Annotated in this window: 22 protein-coding genes; 5 read left to right on the top strand and 17 right to left on the bottom strand. The window is 37.1% G+C overall.

Going from position 1 to position 18,973, the window contains the following annotated elements:
- Positions 1–16: 16 nt before the first annotated feature.
- The 4 genes from SNE38_RS02855 to SNE38_RS02840 all read right to left on the bottom strand — a co-directional run bounded on the left by SNE38_RS02855 (position 17) and on the right by SNE38_RS02840 (position 2,291).
- On the bottom strand, positions 17–403 hold the full coding sequence (locus SNE38_RS02855) for a transcriptional regulator (RefSeq protein ID WP_191702283.1): 387 nt from the start codon (positions 401–403) through the stop codon (positions 17–19).
- Positions 404–610: 207 nt separating this feature from the next.
- On the bottom strand, positions 611–1,375 hold the full coding sequence (locus tag SNE38_RS02850; RefSeq protein ID WP_191702282.1) for an enoyl-CoA hydratase/isomerase family protein: 765 nt from the start codon (positions 1,373–1,375) through the stop codon (positions 611–613).
- A gap of 185 nt (positions 1,376–1,560) precedes the next feature.
- Positions 1,561–1,734, bottom strand: a complete 174-nt coding sequence (gene rpmF / locus SNE38_RS02845) for a 50S ribosomal protein L32 (protein ID WP_008403415.1) — start codon at positions 1,732–1,734, stop codon at positions 1,561–1,563.
- Between the two features lie 23 nt (positions 1,735–1,757).
- On the bottom strand, positions 1,758–2,291 hold the full coding sequence (locus SNE38_RS02840) for a YceD family protein (protein WP_336045832.1): 534 nt from the start codon (positions 2,289–2,291) through the stop codon (positions 1,758–1,760).
- 185 nt (positions 2,292–2,476) lie between these two features.
- On the opposite strand from SNE38_RS02840, the gene SNE38_RS02835 reads away from it, so the two are divergent.
- A complete protein-coding gene (locus tag SNE38_RS02835; RefSeq protein ID WP_191702280.1) occupies positions 2,477–3,685 on the top strand; it encodes a nucleotidyltransferase in 1,209 nt (402 codons plus the stop codon).
- A 3-nt stretch (positions 3,686–3,688) separates the two neighbouring features.
- Here the strand turns inward: SNE38_RS02835 and SNE38_RS02830 are convergent, their stop codons facing one another.
- Positions 3,689–4,738: a SepM family pheromone-processing serine protease gene (locus SNE38_RS02830; protein ID WP_191702279.1), complete on the bottom strand. Its 1,050-nt coding sequence runs from the start codon at positions 4,736–4,738 to the stop codon at positions 3,689–3,691.
- 101 nt (positions 4,739–4,839) lie between these two features.
- Between SNE38_RS02830 and SNE38_RS02825 the strand changes: the two genes are divergently transcribed.
- Positions 4,840–5,718 (top strand): hypothetical protein, encoded by an 879-nt coding sequence (locus SNE38_RS02825; RefSeq protein WP_336045831.1) that lies wholly within the window; start codon positions 4,840–4,842, stop codon positions 5,716–5,718.
- Positions 5,719–5,799: 81 nt separating this feature from the next.
- Here the strand turns inward: SNE38_RS02825 and coaD are convergent, their stop codons facing one another.
- From coaD to SNE38_RS02810, 3 genes are read right to left on the bottom strand one after another with little or no spacing between them, the layout of a single operon-like run.
- On the bottom strand, positions 5,800–6,288 hold the full coding sequence (gene coaD, locus SNE38_RS02820; RefSeq protein ID WP_191702278.1) for a pantetheine-phosphate adenylyltransferase: 489 nt from the start codon (positions 6,286–6,288) through the stop codon (positions 5,800–5,802).
- Entirely contained in the window at positions 6,285–6,857 is a 573-nt protein-coding gene (gene rsmD / locus SNE38_RS02815) for a 16S rRNA (guanine(966)-N(2))-methyltransferase RsmD (protein WP_336045830.1), read from the bottom strand. The genes coaD and rsmD overlap by 4 nt, the downstream gene beginning before the upstream one ends.
- A 24-nt stretch (positions 6,858–6,881) precedes the next feature.
- On the bottom strand, positions 6,882–8,297 hold the full coding sequence (locus SNE38_RS02810) for an RNA polymerase II (protein WP_336045829.1): 1,416 nt from the start codon (positions 8,295–8,297) through the stop codon (positions 6,882–6,884).
- 52 nt (positions 8,298–8,349) lie between these two features.
- Here SNE38_RS02810 and SNE38_RS02805 point away from each other — a divergent pair, with 52 nt between their 5' ends.
- Positions 8,350–8,739, top strand: a complete 390-nt coding sequence (locus SNE38_RS02805; RefSeq protein ID WP_191702275.1) for a DUF7147 family protein — start codon at positions 8,350–8,352, stop codon at positions 8,737–8,739.
- 5 nt (positions 8,740–8,744) lie between these two features.
- Here SNE38_RS02805 and SNE38_RS02800 read toward each other — a convergent pair whose 3' ends face one another.
- The gene (locus SNE38_RS02800; RefSeq protein WP_191702274.1) at positions 8,745–9,017 is read right to left on the bottom strand and encodes a YlbG family protein; all 273 of its coding nucleotides are present in this window, start codon (positions 9,015–9,017) and stop codon (positions 8,745–8,747) included.
- Between the two features lie 278 nt (positions 9,018–9,295).
- Here SNE38_RS02800 and SNE38_RS02795 point away from each other — a divergent pair, with 278 nt between their 5' ends.
- On the top strand, positions 9,296–10,204 hold the full coding sequence (locus SNE38_RS02795; protein ID WP_191702273.1) for a glycerophosphodiester phosphodiesterase family protein: 909 nt from the start codon (positions 9,296–9,298) through the stop codon (positions 10,202–10,204).
- Between the two features lie 121 nt (positions 10,205–10,325).
- Here SNE38_RS02795 and SNE38_RS02790 read toward each other — a convergent pair whose 3' ends face one another.
- The 3 genes from SNE38_RS02790 to SNE38_RS02780 form a co-directional block, all read right to left on the bottom strand.
- On the bottom strand, positions 10,326–10,772 hold the full coding sequence (locus tag SNE38_RS02790; protein WP_336045828.1) for a YlbF family regulator: 447 nt from the start codon (positions 10,770–10,772) through the stop codon (positions 10,326–10,328).
- Between the two features lie 59 nt (positions 10,773–10,831).
- Positions 10,832–12,301, bottom strand: coding sequence for a UDP-N-acetylmuramoyl-L-alanyl-D-glutamate--2,6-diaminopimelate ligase (locus tag SNE38_RS02785; protein WP_336045827.1), 1,470 nt, complete (start codon positions 12,299–12,301; stop codon positions 10,832–10,834).
- A 74-nt stretch (positions 12,302–12,375) separates the two neighbouring features.
- Entirely contained in the window at positions 12,376–13,425 is a 1,050-nt protein-coding gene (locus tag SNE38_RS02780; protein ID WP_336045826.1) for a CAP domain-containing protein, read from the bottom strand.
- Positions 13,426–13,575: 150 nt separating this feature from the next.
- On the opposite strand from SNE38_RS02780, the gene SNE38_RS02775 reads away from it, so the two are divergent.
- On the top strand, positions 13,576–13,932 hold the full coding sequence (locus SNE38_RS02775) for a YugN family protein (protein ID WP_191702269.1): 357 nt from the start codon (positions 13,576–13,578) through the stop codon (positions 13,930–13,932).
- Between the two features lie 93 nt (positions 13,933–14,025).
- On the opposite strand, the gene SNE38_RS02770 is transcribed toward SNE38_RS02775, so the two are convergent.
- The 5 genes from SNE38_RS02770 to SNE38_RS02750 form a co-directional block, all read right to left on the bottom strand.
- On the bottom strand, positions 14,026–14,487 hold the full coding sequence (locus SNE38_RS02770; RefSeq protein ID WP_191702268.1) for a DUF420 domain-containing protein: 462 nt from the start codon (positions 14,485–14,487) through the stop codon (positions 14,026–14,028).
- Positions 14,488–14,569: 82 nt separating this feature from the next.
- Positions 14,570–15,484, bottom strand: a complete 915-nt coding sequence (ctaG, locus tag SNE38_RS02765; protein ID WP_191702267.1) for a cytochrome c oxidase assembly factor CtaG — start codon at positions 15,482–15,484, stop codon at positions 14,570–14,572.
- Between the two features lie 550 nt (positions 15,485–16,034).
- Positions 16,035–16,385: a cytochrome C oxidase subunit IV family protein gene (locus tag SNE38_RS02760; RefSeq protein WP_191702266.1), complete on the bottom strand. Its 351-nt coding sequence runs from the start codon at positions 16,383–16,385 to the stop codon at positions 16,035–16,037.
- Between the two features lies 1 nt (position 16,386).
- On the bottom strand, positions 16,387–17,013 hold the full coding sequence (locus tag SNE38_RS02755; RefSeq protein WP_191702265.1) for a cytochrome (ubi)quinol oxidase subunit III: 627 nt from the start codon (positions 17,011–17,013) through the stop codon (positions 16,387–16,389).
- Positions 17,013–18,953, bottom strand: a complete 1,941-nt coding sequence (locus SNE38_RS02750; RefSeq protein ID WP_191702264.1) for a cytochrome c oxidase subunit I — start codon at positions 18,951–18,953, stop codon at positions 17,013–17,015. The genes SNE38_RS02755 and SNE38_RS02750 overlap by 1 nt, the downstream gene beginning before the upstream one ends.
- Positions 18,954–18,973: the final 20 nt, after the last annotated feature.

Raw genomic sequence — 18,973 nt, 5'->3', positions numbered from 1 at the left:
TATTGCCTCATTTCCTTCAACTTGTTTTACCTTTTGTCAGAGTAACTCCTTGTTGAAGCCACTTCGAAATTTTGTCATAGTCCGATTGCAGTTCTGAATATTTCATTTCCAGATCGTTATACGCCTCTGTCAATTCTTCGAAGCTGGATAGGGCTAATTTCAGATGACTGCGCATTAATTGCTTAGGACGCTTTCTGACGCTATTTAGCACCTGTCCATACTGTGCACGTAATGTTTTATTCCAGCGGAAACCACACGCTTGTTTTGTCCTGTTCAATTGCTGTGCTGCCTCTTCAAACGCTTCTAATTGTGTACGTCCATTTTGCACCGTTTGAATAACAATTTCAGCTAACTTTTCATCATCTGTAATTGTCCATTGATCTTTCCTTCTTTTTTGTTCCACAGTTGCACCACCTCATATTTTTTACTACTATATGCCATGATGAACAAAATAGACTTAAAAACAAAAAAAGTTACGAGAAAAATAGTTTTCATCGTAACTAGGGGAATTGATTGCCATTTGGGTTCGGACACTTCCACAAAAGTCACCCCCTCCACTCCAATCAACTTGCTTTATATAACATTGTTCATTAATAAATCTTATACAAATTTATTTTTTCTTATTCAGGAAATTTTGTACCGCTTTATGGTGCGCTTCGGACTCCCATAGCTTTGCACATAATCTGATTTCTTCCATGACGCGCTCATACATGTTACGTTCACGCCATTTCCTTAATTCAATTTCTTTGTAGGCCTGGTGGACAGAAGGGTGGATTTTTGCCATATGTTCGATAAAATCCGCAAGCGCCTGTTCTTTTGTCCCTTCAATATATACACGCATAGCCCAACCTATATCAAATAAGGTTTGCGCATCATACGGCTTTGCATCGACCAACATCTTCAAAGCTCGGTCATGACGTAAACCTCGCTCAAATAAATACGTTCCACCACCCCATCCAGATGTAATCGCCAAAGAACCCTGAATGAAGCCGGCTTTTGCATGAGAGGCGATTAAGCGAAAATCACAAGCTGTCGCAATTTCACATCCACCACCCACAGCCGTACCATTTATTAACGCAATTGTCGGAACCGGCAATGTCGCTAAATCATATAAAATCTGTCCCATTTTATTAAGCATACCAAAAGCTTCTTCTTCTGTTTCCAAACTATGAAATTCAGATAAATCCCCACCTGAACAAAATGATTTTTCACCGGCACCCGTGACAACTAGAAAACGTACATCATCATGACTTTTTATGTATGTAATAACTTCCTTTAACCCATCCATAACAGCATAGTTAATTGCATTTCGTTTTTCTTCTCGATTAATCGTAAATGTCATAATTCCGCCTTCATTATGAATTAAGTAATCCATTCACCCATCCCCTTTTACTTTTAATATAACAGAAAATATATTTTGCTATTTCTTCAATCTAACATAATAGTAATGGAGCATGATTCGTTTGACAATCTATCCACGCCAATCCATGAATATATAGAAAAAAGACTAGTTAAGAGCCATGGCCTCTTAACTAGTCTTTATATAGCGTAAATACTGAATTATTTCGCTACTACTTCTTTACCTTTGTATTGTCCGCAAGCTTTGCAAACGCGGTGAGATAATTTAGCTTCTCCACAGTTTGGGCAAGCTACCATACCAGGTACAGATAATTTGAAATGCGTACGACGCTTTCTTTTTGCAGTTTTAGAAGTTCTTCTAAATGGTACAGCCATTGATGGCACCTCCTTACAGATATTTATTCATCTGTTTGATCAAAATACTTAGCTAAAGCAGCCAGTCTTGGATCCAATTTTGGTTCGTCAACTTCCTTAGCTTTTTCTACATCTTCATCCGTTGAATAGTCCCAGCCTTTACCGCCTTGCACTTGTCCTTCGGTATCCTCTTTGAATACTTGCATCGGTACTTCCAGAAGAATTAATTCTTCCAGGACTGGTTTCATATCAACGACGTCTCCAGTAACATAATGGATATCGCCTTCAATATCCCCGCGATTTTCTTCATCTACCCAACTGAAAATTTCAACTGTATCGATGTTCACAGGGTATTCAACATCTTCCCACGTGCGAGCACATGGAAGCGTTAACGTAGTGCTTACCGTTAATTGACAAGTCATTTGCGATGCACCTAAAGTACAAAGCCCTTTTACATGAACGGGTGAAACGTTACGTATATCTGTGTTACGAGTTTTTACATCATCCAATTGTACAAAAGTATCAATCGGCATTCCGTCTTTTCGAAACTTTGATAATTGATGAATTGACCATTTCATTCGTTAATCACCTCGAGACAACACTGTTGATTATATAGCTTACAAAAAAAGATGTCAAGATAATTTCTTGTCACTCTTTTAAAACATGCTTATAATCAAGTTAATTCTAACATAATGCATTATTACATTCTTTTATAATTGTAATAATGCGAACAAAAATTTATTTTATCGTAAGGAGGAAGTTTATGCAAGCAGTTGGCATTATCGTTGAATATAATCCTTTTCATAACGGGCACTTACATCATGTAAAAGAAGCGAAGTGTACAACCAATAGCGATGTTGCCGTTGCCGTAATGAGTGGTCATTTTCTACAGCGAGGCGAACCAGCACTCGTCGACAAATGGCACCGCACAAAAATGGCACTCGCAAGTGGAGTTGATGTTGTCATTGAGCTCCCTTATATTTTCAGTACCGCACAGGCCACTGGATTTGCTTCAGGAGCTGTTCAACTGTTAGAGGCAATGCAATGTACAACATTAGCATTCGGAAGCGAACAGGGTACCATTGAGCCCTTTCTCAGCACATATCATTTAATAGAGAACAATCGTGCACGCTATAACGAAATTATAAAAGAAAATATTCAACTCGGAAAAAGCTACCCACAAGCACTCTTTATTGCCTACGAACAGCTTAAACAACTTTCCCCAAATGCATACATTGATTTAGGTAAACCAAACAATATTTTAGGGTTTCATTATGTCGAAGCAATAGAGCAGCTTCATTGCTCGATGCGACCTGCTACAGTTCAGCGCATCGTAGCGGGTTATCATGACGCGATTGATACAAATCATGAAATTGCAAGCGCTACAGGTATTCGACAGGCATTATTCAGTGGACAATCGCTCCAGGAAGTTACTAAATATTTACCTTCTGCCAGCACGGATCAACTGCAAAATTGGCTGGCAGAGCATAAGAATTTCGCCAGCTGGGAAAGCTTTTGGCCTTTGTTAAAATATGCTATTTTAAGACATACTCCGCAACAATTAAAACAGTATGCAGATGTATCAGAAGGGCTTGAAAATTCGTTAATTAAATATGCCGCTTCAAGCTCAAATTATATGGATTTCATGAATGCACTTAAATCAAAACGCTATACGTGGACACGTCTCCAAAGGATGCTTACACATATTTATACCGGTGTAACGAAAGAACAGCTCCATGCCTATTCGGAACCCCGATACATTCGTATATTAGGAATGACAACAACAGGACAACAATATATTTCAGGTATTAAGAGGTCACTATCGCTGCCTCTAATAAGTAGAGTCGGAGCGGTTACAGACCCGATATTAGCAATTGACCTACGTGCCACACAAATGTATCAATTAGGCATACAACAATTTTCAAATAAAAAAATAGACGAAGATTATAAAACTCCGCCTATACGTTACTAATTTTTATTTTTTTGGTTGTAGATTTTTCAAATAGTTTAGCGCATCATCTATCGTTTTTACAGGAATAATTTTCATGTCTGAATCGATGGCTTTTGCTGTTTGAAAGGCGACTTCATAATTTGAGGTAATGCTCGGGTTATACTCAAGCATTGCTTCTGTTATGGTATCGTCAGGTGCAAAGAAAATGTCGATGTCTTCTTTATCAGCAGAAACAATTTTTTTCTCAATACCTCCAATTCGTCCTACCGTTCCATCCTCCAACATCTCACCAGTGCCTGCAATTTTATAGCCCTTTGTAATATCTTCGTCGATTAATTGATTCAACAGCTCTAACGTAAACATTAATCCGGCAGATGGACCACCAATATCTTCTGTTTTTACCGTCACTTTCGGATCAGTTTTAATGGATTTACTTTCAGAATAGGTTATTCCGATTCCAAATCGCCCATCTGAGCCGGGGATTTCTTTTATTTCCAGATTTTGATCAATAAGCTTTCCATCACGCTTTACAACAAGATGAACCTTATCTCCCTTAACTTTCGGTGTAATGATAGTACGAAACGTTTCCAAGCTATCAATACGCTCATTGTCTACTTCGACAATTTCATCCCCAGGCTTTAAATGCCCGGCTGCTGCTCCTTCTGCAAGCACATTCAATACGTATAGTCCTTTATATGTTACTTGATAATCAAGCCCCGCTCGGTCAAATGCTACATATGTTGCATTAAACTGCGAATCGGTCATATATTTTAATTGGCGCACCGTATATTCTTCATCGTCTTCTTCTTCCTGGCGCACATCGGTCATTTTAACGACATCATAGTAATCTGTTACTGCCGCCATCGCATAGGATAATGGTGTTGCCTGCCCCATTGCTACAGTCGTCATATAAAATGACCCCTGATCATCCTGATCACCATTCTGAATTGCCAGAAACTCACTTACATTATATGTACCACCCGGTTTTGTAATATAAAAATCCAACCTATAAAAAGATAAGCCCATTAATATAATGAAAAAAATACCGAACGCGTATTTAGCTTTATTTCCCATTTATTATAACGCCCCCAAATTTGTTGAAAGACTAATTCAATCGTCGTCTGCATACAATTAGTGTAGCATTTGAACGAGCGAATGACAAAATATTGAAAAGGATGAAAATTATTTGGACAATCCTTTTATGTATTACACTAATTAGTTTATTATTATTTTTTCCAGAAATAACGCATGAAGGCGCAGATATTGGCATTAACCTATTTATGGAGGCATTATTCCCCTATTTATTACCATATTTAGTATTAACAAATTGGCTTTTGAAATTAACACATTCTCATAAAAACGTATCTTTCCTTGTATTTATACAGACATATGGCATTAGTGCAATTGGGGGGTATCCTACAGGTGCTGCGACAATTACGCAACTCGTGAAGCGTAATTCGATTACCAAAAAACAAGCTGCCTATTTACTAGGAATATGCCATTGTCCAAGCCCACTTTTCTTATTTGGATTTGTCGGTAGTGACCTATTAAATTCCTCTACACTTAGTTGGCAATATTTAATTCTTTTACATAGCTTTTCATTCATTTTGCTGATCATCGTATATTTAAATGTTCCTACTCTTTCCAATGAAGTTCATAGAGTGCCGAAAGATCCTACTCCGTTCACTACGAGCATTCGAGAAAGCGCTCCGACAATATTAATTGTAGCAACAACAATTATTTTTTTCACGACGATTTATCACGTGTTTTTACATAGTGTTGAAGTCGTATTTGATTCAATTCCTACCTATTTGGAACTTGCGATTGCAAGCTTTCTTGAAATGACAAATGGTTTATTTTTGCTTCACCAAAATTTGTATGGGGATATGCTGCTATTTTTTACTGTAGTATTATTAACTACCCAAAGTCTAAGTATTCACTTACAAGTAATCGTCATTGCACGCACTGCCAATATCGCTATTCGCCCCTATATTATGATTAGAGTTCTATACAGCATTATCATTCCTCTTCTGTTTGCTTTATTTTTTCTATAGAAGAGATTTGGTAGTAAAAGCTTGTGGTAGAGAATTCACAAAAAGAGCTTTTGCGGAGGTTTTTCTCGTCCGCAAAAGCTCTTATTTTTGATTAAATTTTTCTTTTAATGCTTTTTCGACGACAGATGGTACAAGCTCGCCCACTTTACCGCCATACTTGGCTACTTCCTTGACAATACTTGAACTTAAAAACGAATATTGGTTTTTCGACATAATGAAGAATGTTTCAATATTTTCATCAAGCACTCGGTTCATCGATGTAATTTGCATCTCATATTCAAAATCCGAAACAGCGCGTAAACCACGGACGATTGCTTTTGCTTTTTTTTCGCGAGCATAATCAATAAGCAGTCCCGATGATGTTTCAATTCGAATATTCGGCAAATCTTTTGTAACTTCTGTTATTAATGCGGTACGCTCTTCAATTGAAAACAATGGGTTCTTTGAAGAATTATTCAATACAGCAACATATACAATATCAAAAACATCTGCTGCACGACGGATAATGTCAATATGGCCATTTGTTATTGGGTCAAAACTTCCAGGTACTACTGCAATTTTCTCTGTCAAACGATTTCTCCCTCTTCCTCTACATGACGATAAATTGAAATGATTGTACTACCATAAACTTCCTGTCTCACTAGGTTGAATACACCATATCTTTCAGGCAATGTCACTTCTCTAGAATGTTCACACATAATGATAGCATCTTTGGACAATTTTCCGCCTTCTACAAGTGTTTCCACTAAATCATAATATTCATTTTTATGATAGGGAGGATCTACGAACAAATAGTCAATTACGATATCTCTTTTTAGTAATGCTTTTACCGCACGCATTGCATCTGTTCTAAAAAGTTCCGATATCTCTTCATAGCGGCACTTTTTTATATTTTCCTGGAGCACTTGAAAAGCTCGTGCATCCTTCTCGATAAATAAAGCATGCGCAGCCCCGCGACTTAACGTTTCAATTCCAAGCCCACCACTACCTGCGAATAAATCCACTGCTGTACCACCATCAAAAAACGGTCCAATCATATTAAATATGGATTCTTTTACTTTATCTGTAGTAGGACGTGTCGTATTTCCCGTAATCGCCTTTAAAGGCATACCTTTTCTGTTCCCTGCAACAACGCGCATGATTTCCACCAAACTTTCTGATAACTAATTTCCAGGTGCCGTAATTGTAATACGTTCCTCCGACTTTTTTAATTCAACTAAAAATAGACGCTGCAACCATGACTCTTCAATAAAGTACTGTCCCGCAACTTGTTTAACCGGTAATGAAACCGTATTGTAACGTCTTTGGTTGAATACATAGAATCCCGAGTCATTCGGGAATCGGAACGCACGAGTCTCACTCGTAACATAATACCCATTTTCACCAATACTCACATCATAACCTAAATGTTTTAATAATGAATCTGCAGAATAAAGAACTTCGGCATCTTTTAAAACGACTTGAATATCGGATTGTTTTTCCTCGTTCACATAAATTTTTCTTGGGTCATTAAATAAAAATGGGTATGGCTGATTCGTTTGGGCATTCATCGTTAAATATTTTGTTGAAGCACCTAAAACTTCAGACAATAGTGCATCCAATGATTCCGTATTCAAGGTTTTGCCTTCCATTTCAAGTAAACGCTCTTTCCACTCTGCCAACTGATCATCCGTCATTTGGGAGGTAATTGTCGCAGAGACATATTTCGTTTTTTCACTTCCGAATACTGTACCAGTTAAAAATGATGCGACCATCTCTTTTAGCCAATGTGGACTTTCTCCAAAATCATAATTTGTTTCAACCTGAGTAATAATAACTTTTTGCTGTACTTTTTCTACGGTTATATTTGGCAAAAAGAGCATACGAGATCCTTCTATACCGTCTATATTTGTACCGTTAATAACAGCCAAATGCTCTTCACTTATAAATTTCACATTTTGCAGTTTTTCGTAAAATCCTGGTTTTAATGGGGTTTTTGAATAGATGGATAAAGCACCTATCTCATTTTGCAATCGAAATCCGCCATCTTGCCAGAATAAATCTTTAACAGGACCTTCCCCACTGAACATGGAATAGTTGACTAAGGATAGTTTTTGCTCACCAATTAACGGTAAGCCTGTTACCCATTGACCTTCAATTTCCTGTTCTGTTGTAATATGTACAGTTGAAAATTGAACATTGCCATTTTTTAATGTGGCTAATACATTTTTCATTAATTTCCGCGACTGCAGTCCATTCTCCAATGGAATAACGTAGGAAATAGATTGTGCCCTAGTTTCCCCTTCTTTAAACTTCTTGGAATCCTCACTTAAGCGCGCACAGCTATGTTCATTTTCTATAAAGCAATTCGGGTTAATAGAGTTTCTCGGCCATTCTATTGTTAGCTCTTCTTTCGGCAAATTTTTGAAATGTTGTCGAATATCCAAGCTTCCCCCACGATATACTATTTCAATTTCCTGTGAATACTTGTAGCCTTTATCTACACTCCCCACTTCATCTGAATAAACTTGGAACTGCATAAAAAGTACAGTTCCAATTAAAATGGCTAAAAACGAAAAAATACTTACGGCAATTTTCAAGTGCCTATCCTCCTGCGTCATGATACTATTGTAAAGAAAGGATGTGCTATAATTGATTCAACAATTTATCGAACTAGGTCAAGGCTACGGAGATATTTACGAGCTTTGTGAACTGATTAAAACAAATGAGACCCGTTTCCATAACGCGTTCGTTTTTACTGCGAACCATGAGGGTGTTTCTGTTGCTTCACTTGCCGTTGCATTTAAACCATCAGGCGAAAGCAAATTCATGCCAATTTATATTTGCCGCGAAGGGATCCCTTATAATGAGGAAAAACTATCAAAGCGAATCCAAATATTTAAACAAACAATCCAGGCAGCTGGACAACAGGAAAATATCCTCGAAATTAAACACTCATCTATTTTTTCGGAAAAAAATCAATTTTATCAATACCTAATTGGCATTTTACGATTAAATCATTATATACCACCTATGCAATAAGCAATTTATAATCCAATTTTATAATCATACTCTTTTGCTTTATCAGGCTTTGCATTTTCAAATTCATTTTTTACAAATGGACGGTATGATTCTACAACGTCTTTCACAAACGGAAGACGTTGTAGTTTATTTTTCAGCATTTCGATTTCATCTCGGTTGCAATAAATTACAACATACTTTAATTTTCTTGAGATGAAATTTACATGCCCATACTTTCTTAACGACTTCGCGTGCTTTAATTGATGAACGTATATAATTAACCCTTGTCTTTCATTCATGGAAAACTCCCCATTTCTACTATAAAAAAATTTATATTTAGCCAATTCATACAACAAATTTCTACAAATTCCCTCTGTTTTTCTACCTTCTTATCCAATAAAAGCATACCAAATGTACAATTTGTTAGCAACAGAGTTTAGACAGTTGCACGTATTTTCCGTTATAATGGAAAATAGTAGCGTGTCATAAACACACTATACTATTCTAAGATTTCAACACCTTATTTTTTGCACATAACTTACAATTAACAATGTACGGTTAGAGGAGGACGAATTTAATGGGAAAGAAAACAAAAGTTGCTTTAGCAATTGCTGCGGCAAGTGCAGCGGCATGGGCAGGAACAAAAGCGATTTCGAAACCACAAAAGCGTGAATCAAAAGAAGCATTGCAATTTGAACGTCCAATTATTATCGCACAACACGGTGGAGCAGGTTTAGCACCTGAACATTCTTTGCTTGCCTTTGATCAAGCAAAGAAAATTGGTGTCGATGGTTTTACAGTCAGTGTCCGTCTTTCAAAAGATGAGGAAATTATTGCTTTTCATGACGAAACTATAGATCGTACAACAAATGGCTCCGGTTTTGTGAAAGACTTTACATTCGAACAACTAAAAGAATTTAATATTGGCTATAATTTCGAAGATTTACAAGGTACATTCCCTTATAGAGAACAGCATGTTGCTGCAGTTACGTTACGTGAATTATTTGAAGCCTATCCGGACAAGTTGTTTATCGTTAACATTCAGGATAGTCCAGATACGTATGAAGGAAGTTTAATGCCTTCTAAACTATGGCGCTTAATAGAAGAATTAGATATTCAGTATCAAATTATCGTTTCCAGCCCTTATAGCGAACAAATTGACCGTTTCAATCTGTATGCACAAAATCGCATCGCTCTAGGTGCAGGCGAGGGGGATATCAAAAAGGCAATGACTTCTTTTACAAGTCAATTCGGCCATTTGTATCATCCGAAAGTCGATTTATTTGTAGTCCCTCTTAAACAGGGAATGTTCAATTTTGATTCGACTCGTTTTGTAAAGTTTTTATCGGAATTAAATGTACCAACAATCTATAGCGATATAGATGATCTAGTGACGATGAACCGCCTTCTTCGTCAAGGTGCTATGGGAATTGTAACAAACCGCCCGGATGTAGCAGAAGTTTTAATTCAAAAAATTTCACAGTAAGACTGCTTAATAAATTCGTTAAAGTTTACCATGTATATTGCTTTAATGGGCTTCAATGATTAACTTTATTTTAAAACACAAAAGCTCCCGTTTTTTTACGGGAGCTTTTGTGTTTCTATTGTTAGGCCGAACAAGAACACCCTCCACCTGTGCCACAACCTGTGCCACAAGAGGAACTACTAGCAAAAAAGGGATTGCTTACCGGAACTTTAACGGCTTCCGAAACGGAGCGTCCGATAATCAGGCTGATTTCATCCAATAAATCCTGAAAATCATTTTCTGCAACCTTGAGTGTCGCAATCTGTTCGATCATATCAATCCGACGCTTTTCTGTTCGGATTTTTTTCATAATTGTATTGTAATCAGGATGATATTTGCCAAAGCGCTGTACATCCTCATATTGATCTTTTAAACGTTGAAAGGCCATAATTTGTGCGCTTAATTCTATATCCTCATATACCGCCTGCTTTGCGAGGCGTAAGTTTTCGGCTTGTTTAGAGGAAAGGATCATCGCACTTAATTCATCGACCTCATCTAAAATAAAAACCCAATCAGAAGTCATGAGCATTTGTTTATTCCTCCCATCTCACTTTAATCATAACAGAAATGAAAGGAAAATCAATGTTGTTAAACCCGCTTTTCTAGTTGTTTTACCATTTCCTGGACGAACACCTTATCTGAAAAATACTTTTGTTTATCACCAATTTGTTGAGTTTTTTCATGACCTTTTCCTAATAAAACAATTGTATCTCCTACTTCTGCATAGTTTAATGCATGCTCAATCGCTTCTTTTCGATTCAATCGTTCAATATAGGATTGCGTTGAAGAAAAGCCTTGCCGAATTTGCTTATTAATAAGCTGCGGACTTTCATCACGCGCATTGTCTGTTGTTAAAATAATATAATCGGCATATATAGACGCGATCATACCCATCTTCGGGCGTTTAGCTCGATCCCGGTTTCCTCCGCAGCTAAATACAACAATTAATCTACCTGTCGTATGCTTTTTTAAGGTCTGTAAAATCATCTTCATCGCATCAGGTGTATGGGCATAATCTACGATAATTGATATACCTAATTGGTTTTCTACCCGTTCGAATCTACCTTCTGGCAATAGTAGTTTTTGAGCCGCGTTGCAAATATCCACCAATGGGAAATCCAGTTGGTTCACACAAGTAATGGCAGCAAGTACATTACTGCATTGATAGTCTCCTACTAAAGGAATATTCACAATATGCTTTTCTTTTTTATGCTGAATACAACATGTAGTGGATGACGGACCGTCGACCAGTGTTTGCAAAAAATAATCGACATGGCTCCCTTTCCCAAAGAAAATACGCTTTCCTTTAGTTGCTAAACCGATTGAACGACAAACACTATCATCACTATTAATAATATTTCTTTTCGCCAAAGTTGCTAAAATTTGCTTCGACATTTTGTATCGTTCAAAGCTTCCATGGTCTTCAATATGATCTTCCGTTACATTTAGGAAAATGCCAAGATCAATATCACAATAATCCAATCGATGTTTTTCCAACCCTATAGAAGATGCTTCTAAAATGACGTACGGAATATCGAGACGGATTGCTTCACTGAACAAAAAATGAATATTTTTTGCTTGCAGCGTAGTTAATGATTCCATATCCGGGTAGTATTTTTCCCCATCTATAAAAACCCCATTTGTTCCAATTACCATTGCTCTGTTATTAAGATTATTCAAAATTTGTCCTATAAAATGTGTGACAGTCGTTTTACCATTTGTTCCTGTTACTGCAATCACTTTTAAGGCTTCCGCAGGGAAGTTATGCATTTTTGCACTTGCATAGGCTATAAAACTTAAACAATTTGGCACCCATATTATCGGAACAGATAATTCAGACGTATTAAAATACGCTTCATCATCTACGACTACAGCAACCGCCCCTTTTTCCAACGCGCTATCAATAAAAGAAATACCACTCGATTTATTTCCCTTTCTTGCTATAAAAATATCTCCAGGTAAAATATGGTTGGCGTTATCTTCCACTCGATTTATTTCCACTCTAATGGAGCCCTTCATAGTGCAAGGCCAATCTTTAATTAATTCTCCAATTTGCACGGTTTCACTCCTTACCATACTTTATGAAGACAATAAAAAAAACGCTACAAATGCAGCGTTTAATTTTCATTATTTTATTTTTGTTCAACATAAAGTTGTGTAAAGTAATTTAAATAAGCACCCGAACCAATATGCGTAAATTGCTCATCTGTTAGCAATGCCCGATGCTCTTTGGAGTTTAGCCACCCGTGCAACACCTCGATTGCATCTTTATAATTTGTTGCAACATTTATCCCGTGCTGGTTATATTGCTGTTGCAATTCATTTAGTTGCTGCTCTATTGAGTTTTCACCATTCGTAGTATGCGACTCCATCGTCTGCAAAAACATTTCCTCGCTGTTTTCACTAGCTAATGATGATAGACTATCCAGCGGCAATAATACTGGTAAATCATATTTTATGCGAAATGAATTAGCCAAGTCAGTCAATTGCCTTCTGTTGGCCAAATTTATATCAATCTGCTTATAGCTTGATGGTGTGCTTGCCTCGTAAAGTTCCCCAAAAAATTGCATTTCATAAGGTTTATGCAATACAAGTGTTTCTCCATCCAGAAAACGGACACTATGCAATTGTTTTGTAATGTCATCTATGTATAATTGGGCATATAGATCATCGTATTTTACTAAAATTCTATTATGTAAATCCTGTTCATTCATTGCAAAAATATACATATTTTCATCAATCTCCACAGTTACCTCTTGCCCAAAAACAGTTGTCCGATAAATTTCTTCCAATGTTTGTCCTATTACAAACGGACTTGAGTGAAAGCTCATGTTGTTCGTATAGATTTGATTAACTCTATTATCTTTTATACTGACCATTAACAACCCATTCTTTAAATTATAAATCCACCATTCATAGCCAAATTCTGATTGATCAATGCGATTTGGTCGATTGTAGGTTTCCAGGATATCATTCGGTGTTTTGCCGATAAAATTAGAAATCCCTGATGCGGGACGCGGTTGATATTCAAGATCTCTCTGCTGGCTTTCTACATCCGCAATCGGTTTTGTTATGACAGGCGGTCCTTCCAATAATTCCGTTTGTGGTGAGTTACCCTCTGTATAATAGACAAGAATAACAAGACACGTCGCTACTATTAATATTTGAAACATCACCTTCATAGAAGTCCCCCATAACACTATTTTACTTAGTATAATTATACCAATTTTGGTCACGATGACACAATGTTGTCATTGCATCGATTACCATTTTGTTCTATTATTAAATTTGACCATATACTTATGTATGTTAGGCAAAAGGAGGATTATGAAATGTATTTTGAAGACACACAACTCGAAAATGTAAAGGTTGATCAAGAAGTTTTAACGACAGTAATGGGCAAATTCGGTTTAGAGTGCCATGGTGCATGGGATTATGACCGTATGGCATTTGATCGTTGTTATGATGTACGTGAAGGCCGTTTTTATTTACGTGTTTTTTGTAACGCAGTATCAGGTGACGTAGGTGCTCATAATGCCACTTTAAACATTAACAAGCCTGCAATTGGAAAATACTATTATCCACATGGCGTTGAATACACTGATGAAGTATTCCCTGGCCATCTTGTAAAAGAATGCGAAAAAGTATTGGCAGATGTTCGAAGAGAGCTTGCTGCATACGGTATATAATCCTTTTAAAAAGCTGGCAAATATCCAGCTTTTTTATTTTGGATTAAATACAAAAAAGTTCCTATACAAAATACTGTATAGGAACTTTTTGAATTAGAAGCCTAAAATGGCTTTGAATACAGAAGTTGTTTCTCCACCTTCATATATAATATACAACAGTGAATATACGGCCACACCTGTAATAGCTACGAAAAACCAAATAATACTTGTAATCGGTCCGATACGGCGATGCAACTTCAGGTTATTCTTAAAACCAGAAAGTAAGCTCGTAATTCCAAACACTGCCCCCACTGTTGCTAAAGTGATATGGAAAATTAAAAAGAATGTATAATATCCTTTTAATTCATCTGGACCACCGAAAGCTGTGTTACCAATGAATACTGTACGTGATGCGTAGATTATAAAGAAAATCAAAGCTGATGCACCAGCTGCCATCATCACTTTTTTATGTGCTTCTATATTTCTTTTTGCAATTAATACCCAACCAATTGCAACGAGCACCGCACTGATGACGATAAACGCTGTGCTTATTGTCGGTAAAATAGGTACATTCATTTTCAAATCCCCAATCTAAATAATATGTCCAATATAAATCCAATTATTTGATGCTTCCAACATGTATAAACAGTTTACCATGCTATTGATATCGAGTTCTATTTTGGAACTCTTTTAAAGCATTTTCTGTAATTTCCTCTGGATTTTTACGTTCTGTATTCCACCATCTACGGAAAATCTTAAATAAAATAACTCCGAAAATAATTTCCTGAATTATTTTCATCAATACACCGCCTACTTGCTGGTCACTTATTAAATCCATATTCGAGAATAACTCTGGCCCTGATAACGTAAGCCCTGACAATGTTGTAGAAGGTACACATAATTCCATTGCCTTCAGCCACATATCACTATCGCTATATGTACCATACATCGGACTTGTAGCAAAAATAATAAGTGCACATGCAGGTGTAATTAAAACCGCATTCGATGCAATGTAAGCTAATTTATTCATATTTTTCATTTCATGCTGACCCTCTACATTATTTAATAGTGGCCAATACATAAAAATAGCGGAAATAAATAAGATCGATGTATACGCTAAATGATAAAGCTCATTTAGTTTTATCGTGTCAAAAACAGATGGTAAATGGTAAACCGAAAATAGACCAATAAATACTACAATCGAAACTAATGGTTTAGTGAAAACCTGAAAAATTGTCCGGATAATTGGTGCCTCCACCACTACCTTCCAAACCCACCAAGGAATTCCTTTTATAAATAGGATCGGAACTAATAATAATAAAAATGCCATTTGCACCATATGCATTGTAAACATAATATGGCCAAGCAAATCAATAGGAGATCCTTTAATAATATAAAAAGAAATGATTCCAAGAATGAAGTATACTGCCTCGTTTTTCTTTAAAGGTTCACTTTCTTTAAATTTACCTTGCCACTTGACCGTTATTAAAAAATAGAAAATTGTTATGAATAGTAAGCCCACCAATAAATAGGGACTCCATAATGCTTGAAAACCAAATATACTTATCGGCATATGAACCGCTCCTTTAACCTCAGTAACTTCATTATAGATGGCAACTTCTCCAACATCAATGAAAGAACTATGACAATTGCTTGAAATTAAACATGTTTTTTTAATATTATTTATAATAAAAAATTAGTTCATCACCATACGTTGGGGATGACAAGATTGAAAAACAAGATTTTTCAATTAAAATCATTCTGCTGCGCTGTGGGGAAATGACGTTGAGGCATGTGTTTTTGAAGTTCGAGTCTGTTGTACTACGTTCCGTGGTAGAGTCTTTCCTTGCAATGAAAGCGTCAGCGACAGGAGCAACCCATTTTCCTTGCACGCTTAATCACCAAGGAGTACTCCCTACACTTCACATAACCCTTTTCGTTGAAGGAAGTATTTTGGTGGCTCACCCTTCACTCCGCGTCAATCTGCTTTGGCATAAAGTGAATTTCTGCAAAAATAAAGATATAAAACATAGTATTTCCGCTTTCCGCCGCGTCGCGATAGCGCAAGCGGCTTGATCCAAAAAATAAAAAAACGTCCTTAGCTTTCGCTAAGGACGCCTGGTTTAGTAATTGCCCCACCAAATAATTGTTGTAAACGCTACGAAGAACGTAAACGCAATAAAGGCTGCACTCCAAATAAAGAATTCAATTACGCCAACCATATGAGTTGAACGATCTTCCAAGTGCATAAAAGCATATAGTTGCAGCACCACTTGTATTCCAGCTAACAATAAAATAATTGGAATGATAAAAGTTGGTGAAAAATCTGCTAATACAGCAGCAAACGCGATAAATGTTAAGAAAATCATGATCGCAAAGTTTACTACTTGTTTACGCATATGAGCTCTTGAATGAGCTTTATCATATTCATATTGTGCCTGAGTACGTACTTCTACATGAGTTTCGTGTCCCATATTATCCCAACACTCCCATCAGATATACTACTGTAAAGATGAATACCCATACAACGTCGATGAAATGCCAGTATAGAGAAGCGGCAAAAAACTTCGGTGCATTGTATAAGTTTAATCCACGACTACTGTTACGGATGATTAAACCTGTAATCCAAACTAAACCAATGACTACGTGAAGCCCATGCATCCCTACAAGTGTAAAGAATGCAGAGGAGAATGCAGATTGTGTATAACCAAATCCAATATGCACATAGTGGTAAAACTCGTAAATTTCCAAGCATAAGAAACCTAAGCCTAAAAGAACTGTAATCCCCATCCAAGTACGAACACCTGAATAGTTGTAATTTTTCATATGGTACATTGCATATACCGATGTCAACGATGATGTTAAAAGCAGCATTGTCATAATAAATGCTAACGGTAATTCATATAGATCTCTTGCCGCGAACTCCATACCTGCTGGACCGCTATCTTTAAGTGCGATATATGTAGCAAATACACTCGCGAATAACACTGTATCCGATGCAAGGAAAATCCAAAGTCCAACTAACTTGTTTTTCCCTTCCAATGTAGCTTGTTCAGGGTGTTTTGGCCAAGTTTGTGGAGTAAATTTTTGATTAATATCCATTACTTGTTACCCCCTTTTTTACCTGTTGCACGGTAGTTAGCTAAATCTGCTTCAATGCTTTCAATTTCGGCAACTGTTACATGGAATCCTAAATCATCTTTGAATGAACGAATAATCATACATGCAATAGTTAAACCTAATCCACCAATAATCAATGCTAATGAAACCACTGCTGGAGCACCTGTAGCTGTACCTGCTTGCACTTGATCACCCCATGGGCTATATAACGCACCAAATGCAGCAATCATCGTACCAATTGACATAATGAACGGTAAAATTGAATTGTTTGGCATATGAATTTCACCTAGTGGCTCTGCATAGACCATACCTTCTTTGTTACCCTCTTCTTTTTCAATCCAATAAGGATCAAATCCACGAACAAGTGGAGTTTGTTTAAAGTTATAGAATGGCAGTGGAGTTTCGATTGCCCACTCAAGAGAACGACCATCGCCCCAGTAATCACGACGGTTAACCGGCTCTGATTTAATTGATAATAATACATCGATTACTAATATTATTACCCCGATACCCATCATAATAGCACCGATTGATGAAATAAAGTTGAATAAATCCCAACCTTGACCACCCATGTACGTGAATACACGACGTGGCATACCCATTAATCCTAAGAAATGCTGTACGAAGAACGTTAAATGGAAACCAATAAAGAATATCCAGAAAGTAAGTACTCCCAGTTTCGGATTCAACGCACGGTTAAACATAATCGGCCAGTAGAAGTGTGCTGAACCGAATAATGCTGTTACGATACCACCTACAATTACATAATGGAAGTGGGCTACGATAAAGTAAGAATCATGTAATTGGTAGTCAAGTGGTGCAGTTGCCTGCATTACACCTGTTACCCCACCCGCAACGAATGACGGGATGAAACCAAGTGCATAAAGCATTGGTACTGTAACTTTAATTGAACCGCCCCAGATAGTAAGAATCCAGTTGAATACTTTCATCCCTGTCGGAACAGCGATCGCCATTGTTGCAACAGCGAAGATTGCGTTCGCAGTAGCACCTAAACCTACTGTGAACATGTGGTGAGCCCATACCATGAACCCTAGGAAACCGATTAAGATTGTTGCGAATACCATTGAAGAGTATCCGAATAGACGTTTACGAGCAAACACTGGAATAATCTCAGAGAATAGGCCAAATGCTGGTAATACTAAAATATAAACTTCAGGATGACCGAAAATCCAGAATAAATGCTCCCAAATAATTGTGTTACCACCCATTGTATGATCGAAGAAATTTGCTCCGAACATACGGTCAACTAACATTAAGAATAATCCACCTGTAAGTGGAGGGAAAGCGAATAAGATTAATGAACTTGAAACTAAAGTAGTCCAAGTAAATAGTGGCATACGCATAAACGTCATACCAGGTGCACGCATCGTAATGATTGTTACGATAAAGTTAATACCTGAGATTAACGTACCCGCACCAGAAATTTGTAGACCTAAAATATAGAAATCAATACCATGGCCCGGTGAGTATAAAGATAATGATGCATACGAAGTCCAACCTGCATCAGGTGCTCCACCTAAAAAGAATGATAGGTGAAGGAATACCGCACCAATAAAGAATAACCAAAATCCTAATGAGTTTAAAAACGGGAATGCAACGTCACGCGCACCAATTTGAAGTGGAACGATCGCGTTCATAAATGCAAATATAATAGGTGTTGCTGCTAAAAACAGCATCGTTGTGCCGTGCATTGTTAATAATTCGTTAAATAGGCCTGCAGAAATGAATGTACTTTCTGGGAACATTAATTGAATACGCATAAGTAACGCTTCAAATCCTGCAATTGCGAAGAACAGTGTACCGGCGGCTAAATACATAATGGCGATCTTTTTATGATCGACCGTTGTTAAATAGTCCCATACATGTGCCCCGAAGCCCTTTTTCTGTGTAACAGAGCTCACAACTTTAACCTCCTTCAAAG

The organism is Solibacillus ferritrahens (assembly GCF_037027585.1).
Lineage (GTDB): Bacteria > Bacillota > Bacilli > Bacillales_A > Planococcaceae > Solibacillus > Solibacillus ferritrahens.
Note: the sequence above shows the minus strand (reverse complement) of the source record. Positions and strands in the feature narration are given on the sequence as shown.

Coding starts and splice junctions, on each gene's coding strand:
- ctaG (WP_191702267.1), bottom strand. CDS start 15,484: ATGCCGATAAGTATATTTGGTTTTCAAGCATTATGGAGTCCCTATTTA.
- SNE38_RS02800 (WP_191702274.1), bottom strand. CDS start 9,017: ATGAATGAAAGACAAGGGTTAATTATATACGTTCATCAATTAAAGCAC.
- SNE38_RS02795 (WP_191702273.1), top strand. CDS start 9,296: ATGGGAAAGAAAACAAAAGTTGCTTTAGCAATTGCTGCGGCAAGTGCA.
- rpmF (WP_008403415.1), bottom strand. CDS start 1,734: ATGGCTGTACCATTTAGAAGAACTTCTAAAACTGCAAAAAGAAAGCGT.
- SNE38_RS02760 (WP_191702266.1), bottom strand. CDS start 16,385: ATGGGACACGAAACTCATGTAGAAGTACGTACTCAGGCACAATATGAA.
- SNE38_RS02755 (WP_191702265.1), bottom strand. CDS start 17,013: ATGGATATTAATCAAAAATTTACTCCACAAACTTGGCCAAAACACCCT.
- SNE38_RS02835 (WP_191702280.1), top strand. CDS start 2,477: ATGCAAGCAGTTGGCATTATCGTTGAATATAATCCTTTTCATAACGGG.
- SNE38_RS02830 (WP_191702279.1), bottom strand. CDS start 4,738: ATGGGAAATAAAGCTAAATACGCGTTCGGTATTTTTTTCATTATATTA.
- SNE38_RS02850 (WP_191702282.1), bottom strand. CDS start 1,375: ATGGATTACTTAATTCATAATGAAGGCGGAATTATGACATTTACGATT.
- SNE38_RS02840 (WP_336045832.1), bottom strand. CDS start 2,291: ATGAAATGGTCAATTCATCAATTATCAAAGTTTCGAAAAGACGGAATG.
- SNE38_RS02780 (WP_336045826.1), bottom strand. CDS start 13,425: ATGAAGGTGATGTTTCAAATATTAATAGTAGCGACGTGTCTTGTTATT.
- SNE38_RS02770 (WP_191702268.1), bottom strand. CDS start 14,487: ATGAATGTACCTATTTTACCGACAATAAGCACAGCGTTTATCGTCATC.
- SNE38_RS02775 (WP_191702269.1), top strand. CDS start 13,576: ATGTATTTTGAAGACACACAACTCGAAAATGTAAAGGTTGATCAAGAA.
- SNE38_RS02790 (WP_336045828.1), bottom strand. CDS start 10,772: ATGCTCATGACTTCTGATTGGGTTTTTATTTTAGATGAGGTCGATGAA.
- SNE38_RS02825 (WP_336045831.1), top strand. CDS start 4,840: ATGAAAATTATTTGGACAATCCTTTTATGTATTACACTAATTAGTTTA.
- rsmD (WP_336045830.1), bottom strand. CDS start 6,857: ATGCGCGTTGTTGCAGGGAACAGAAAAGGTATGCCTTTAAAGGCGATT.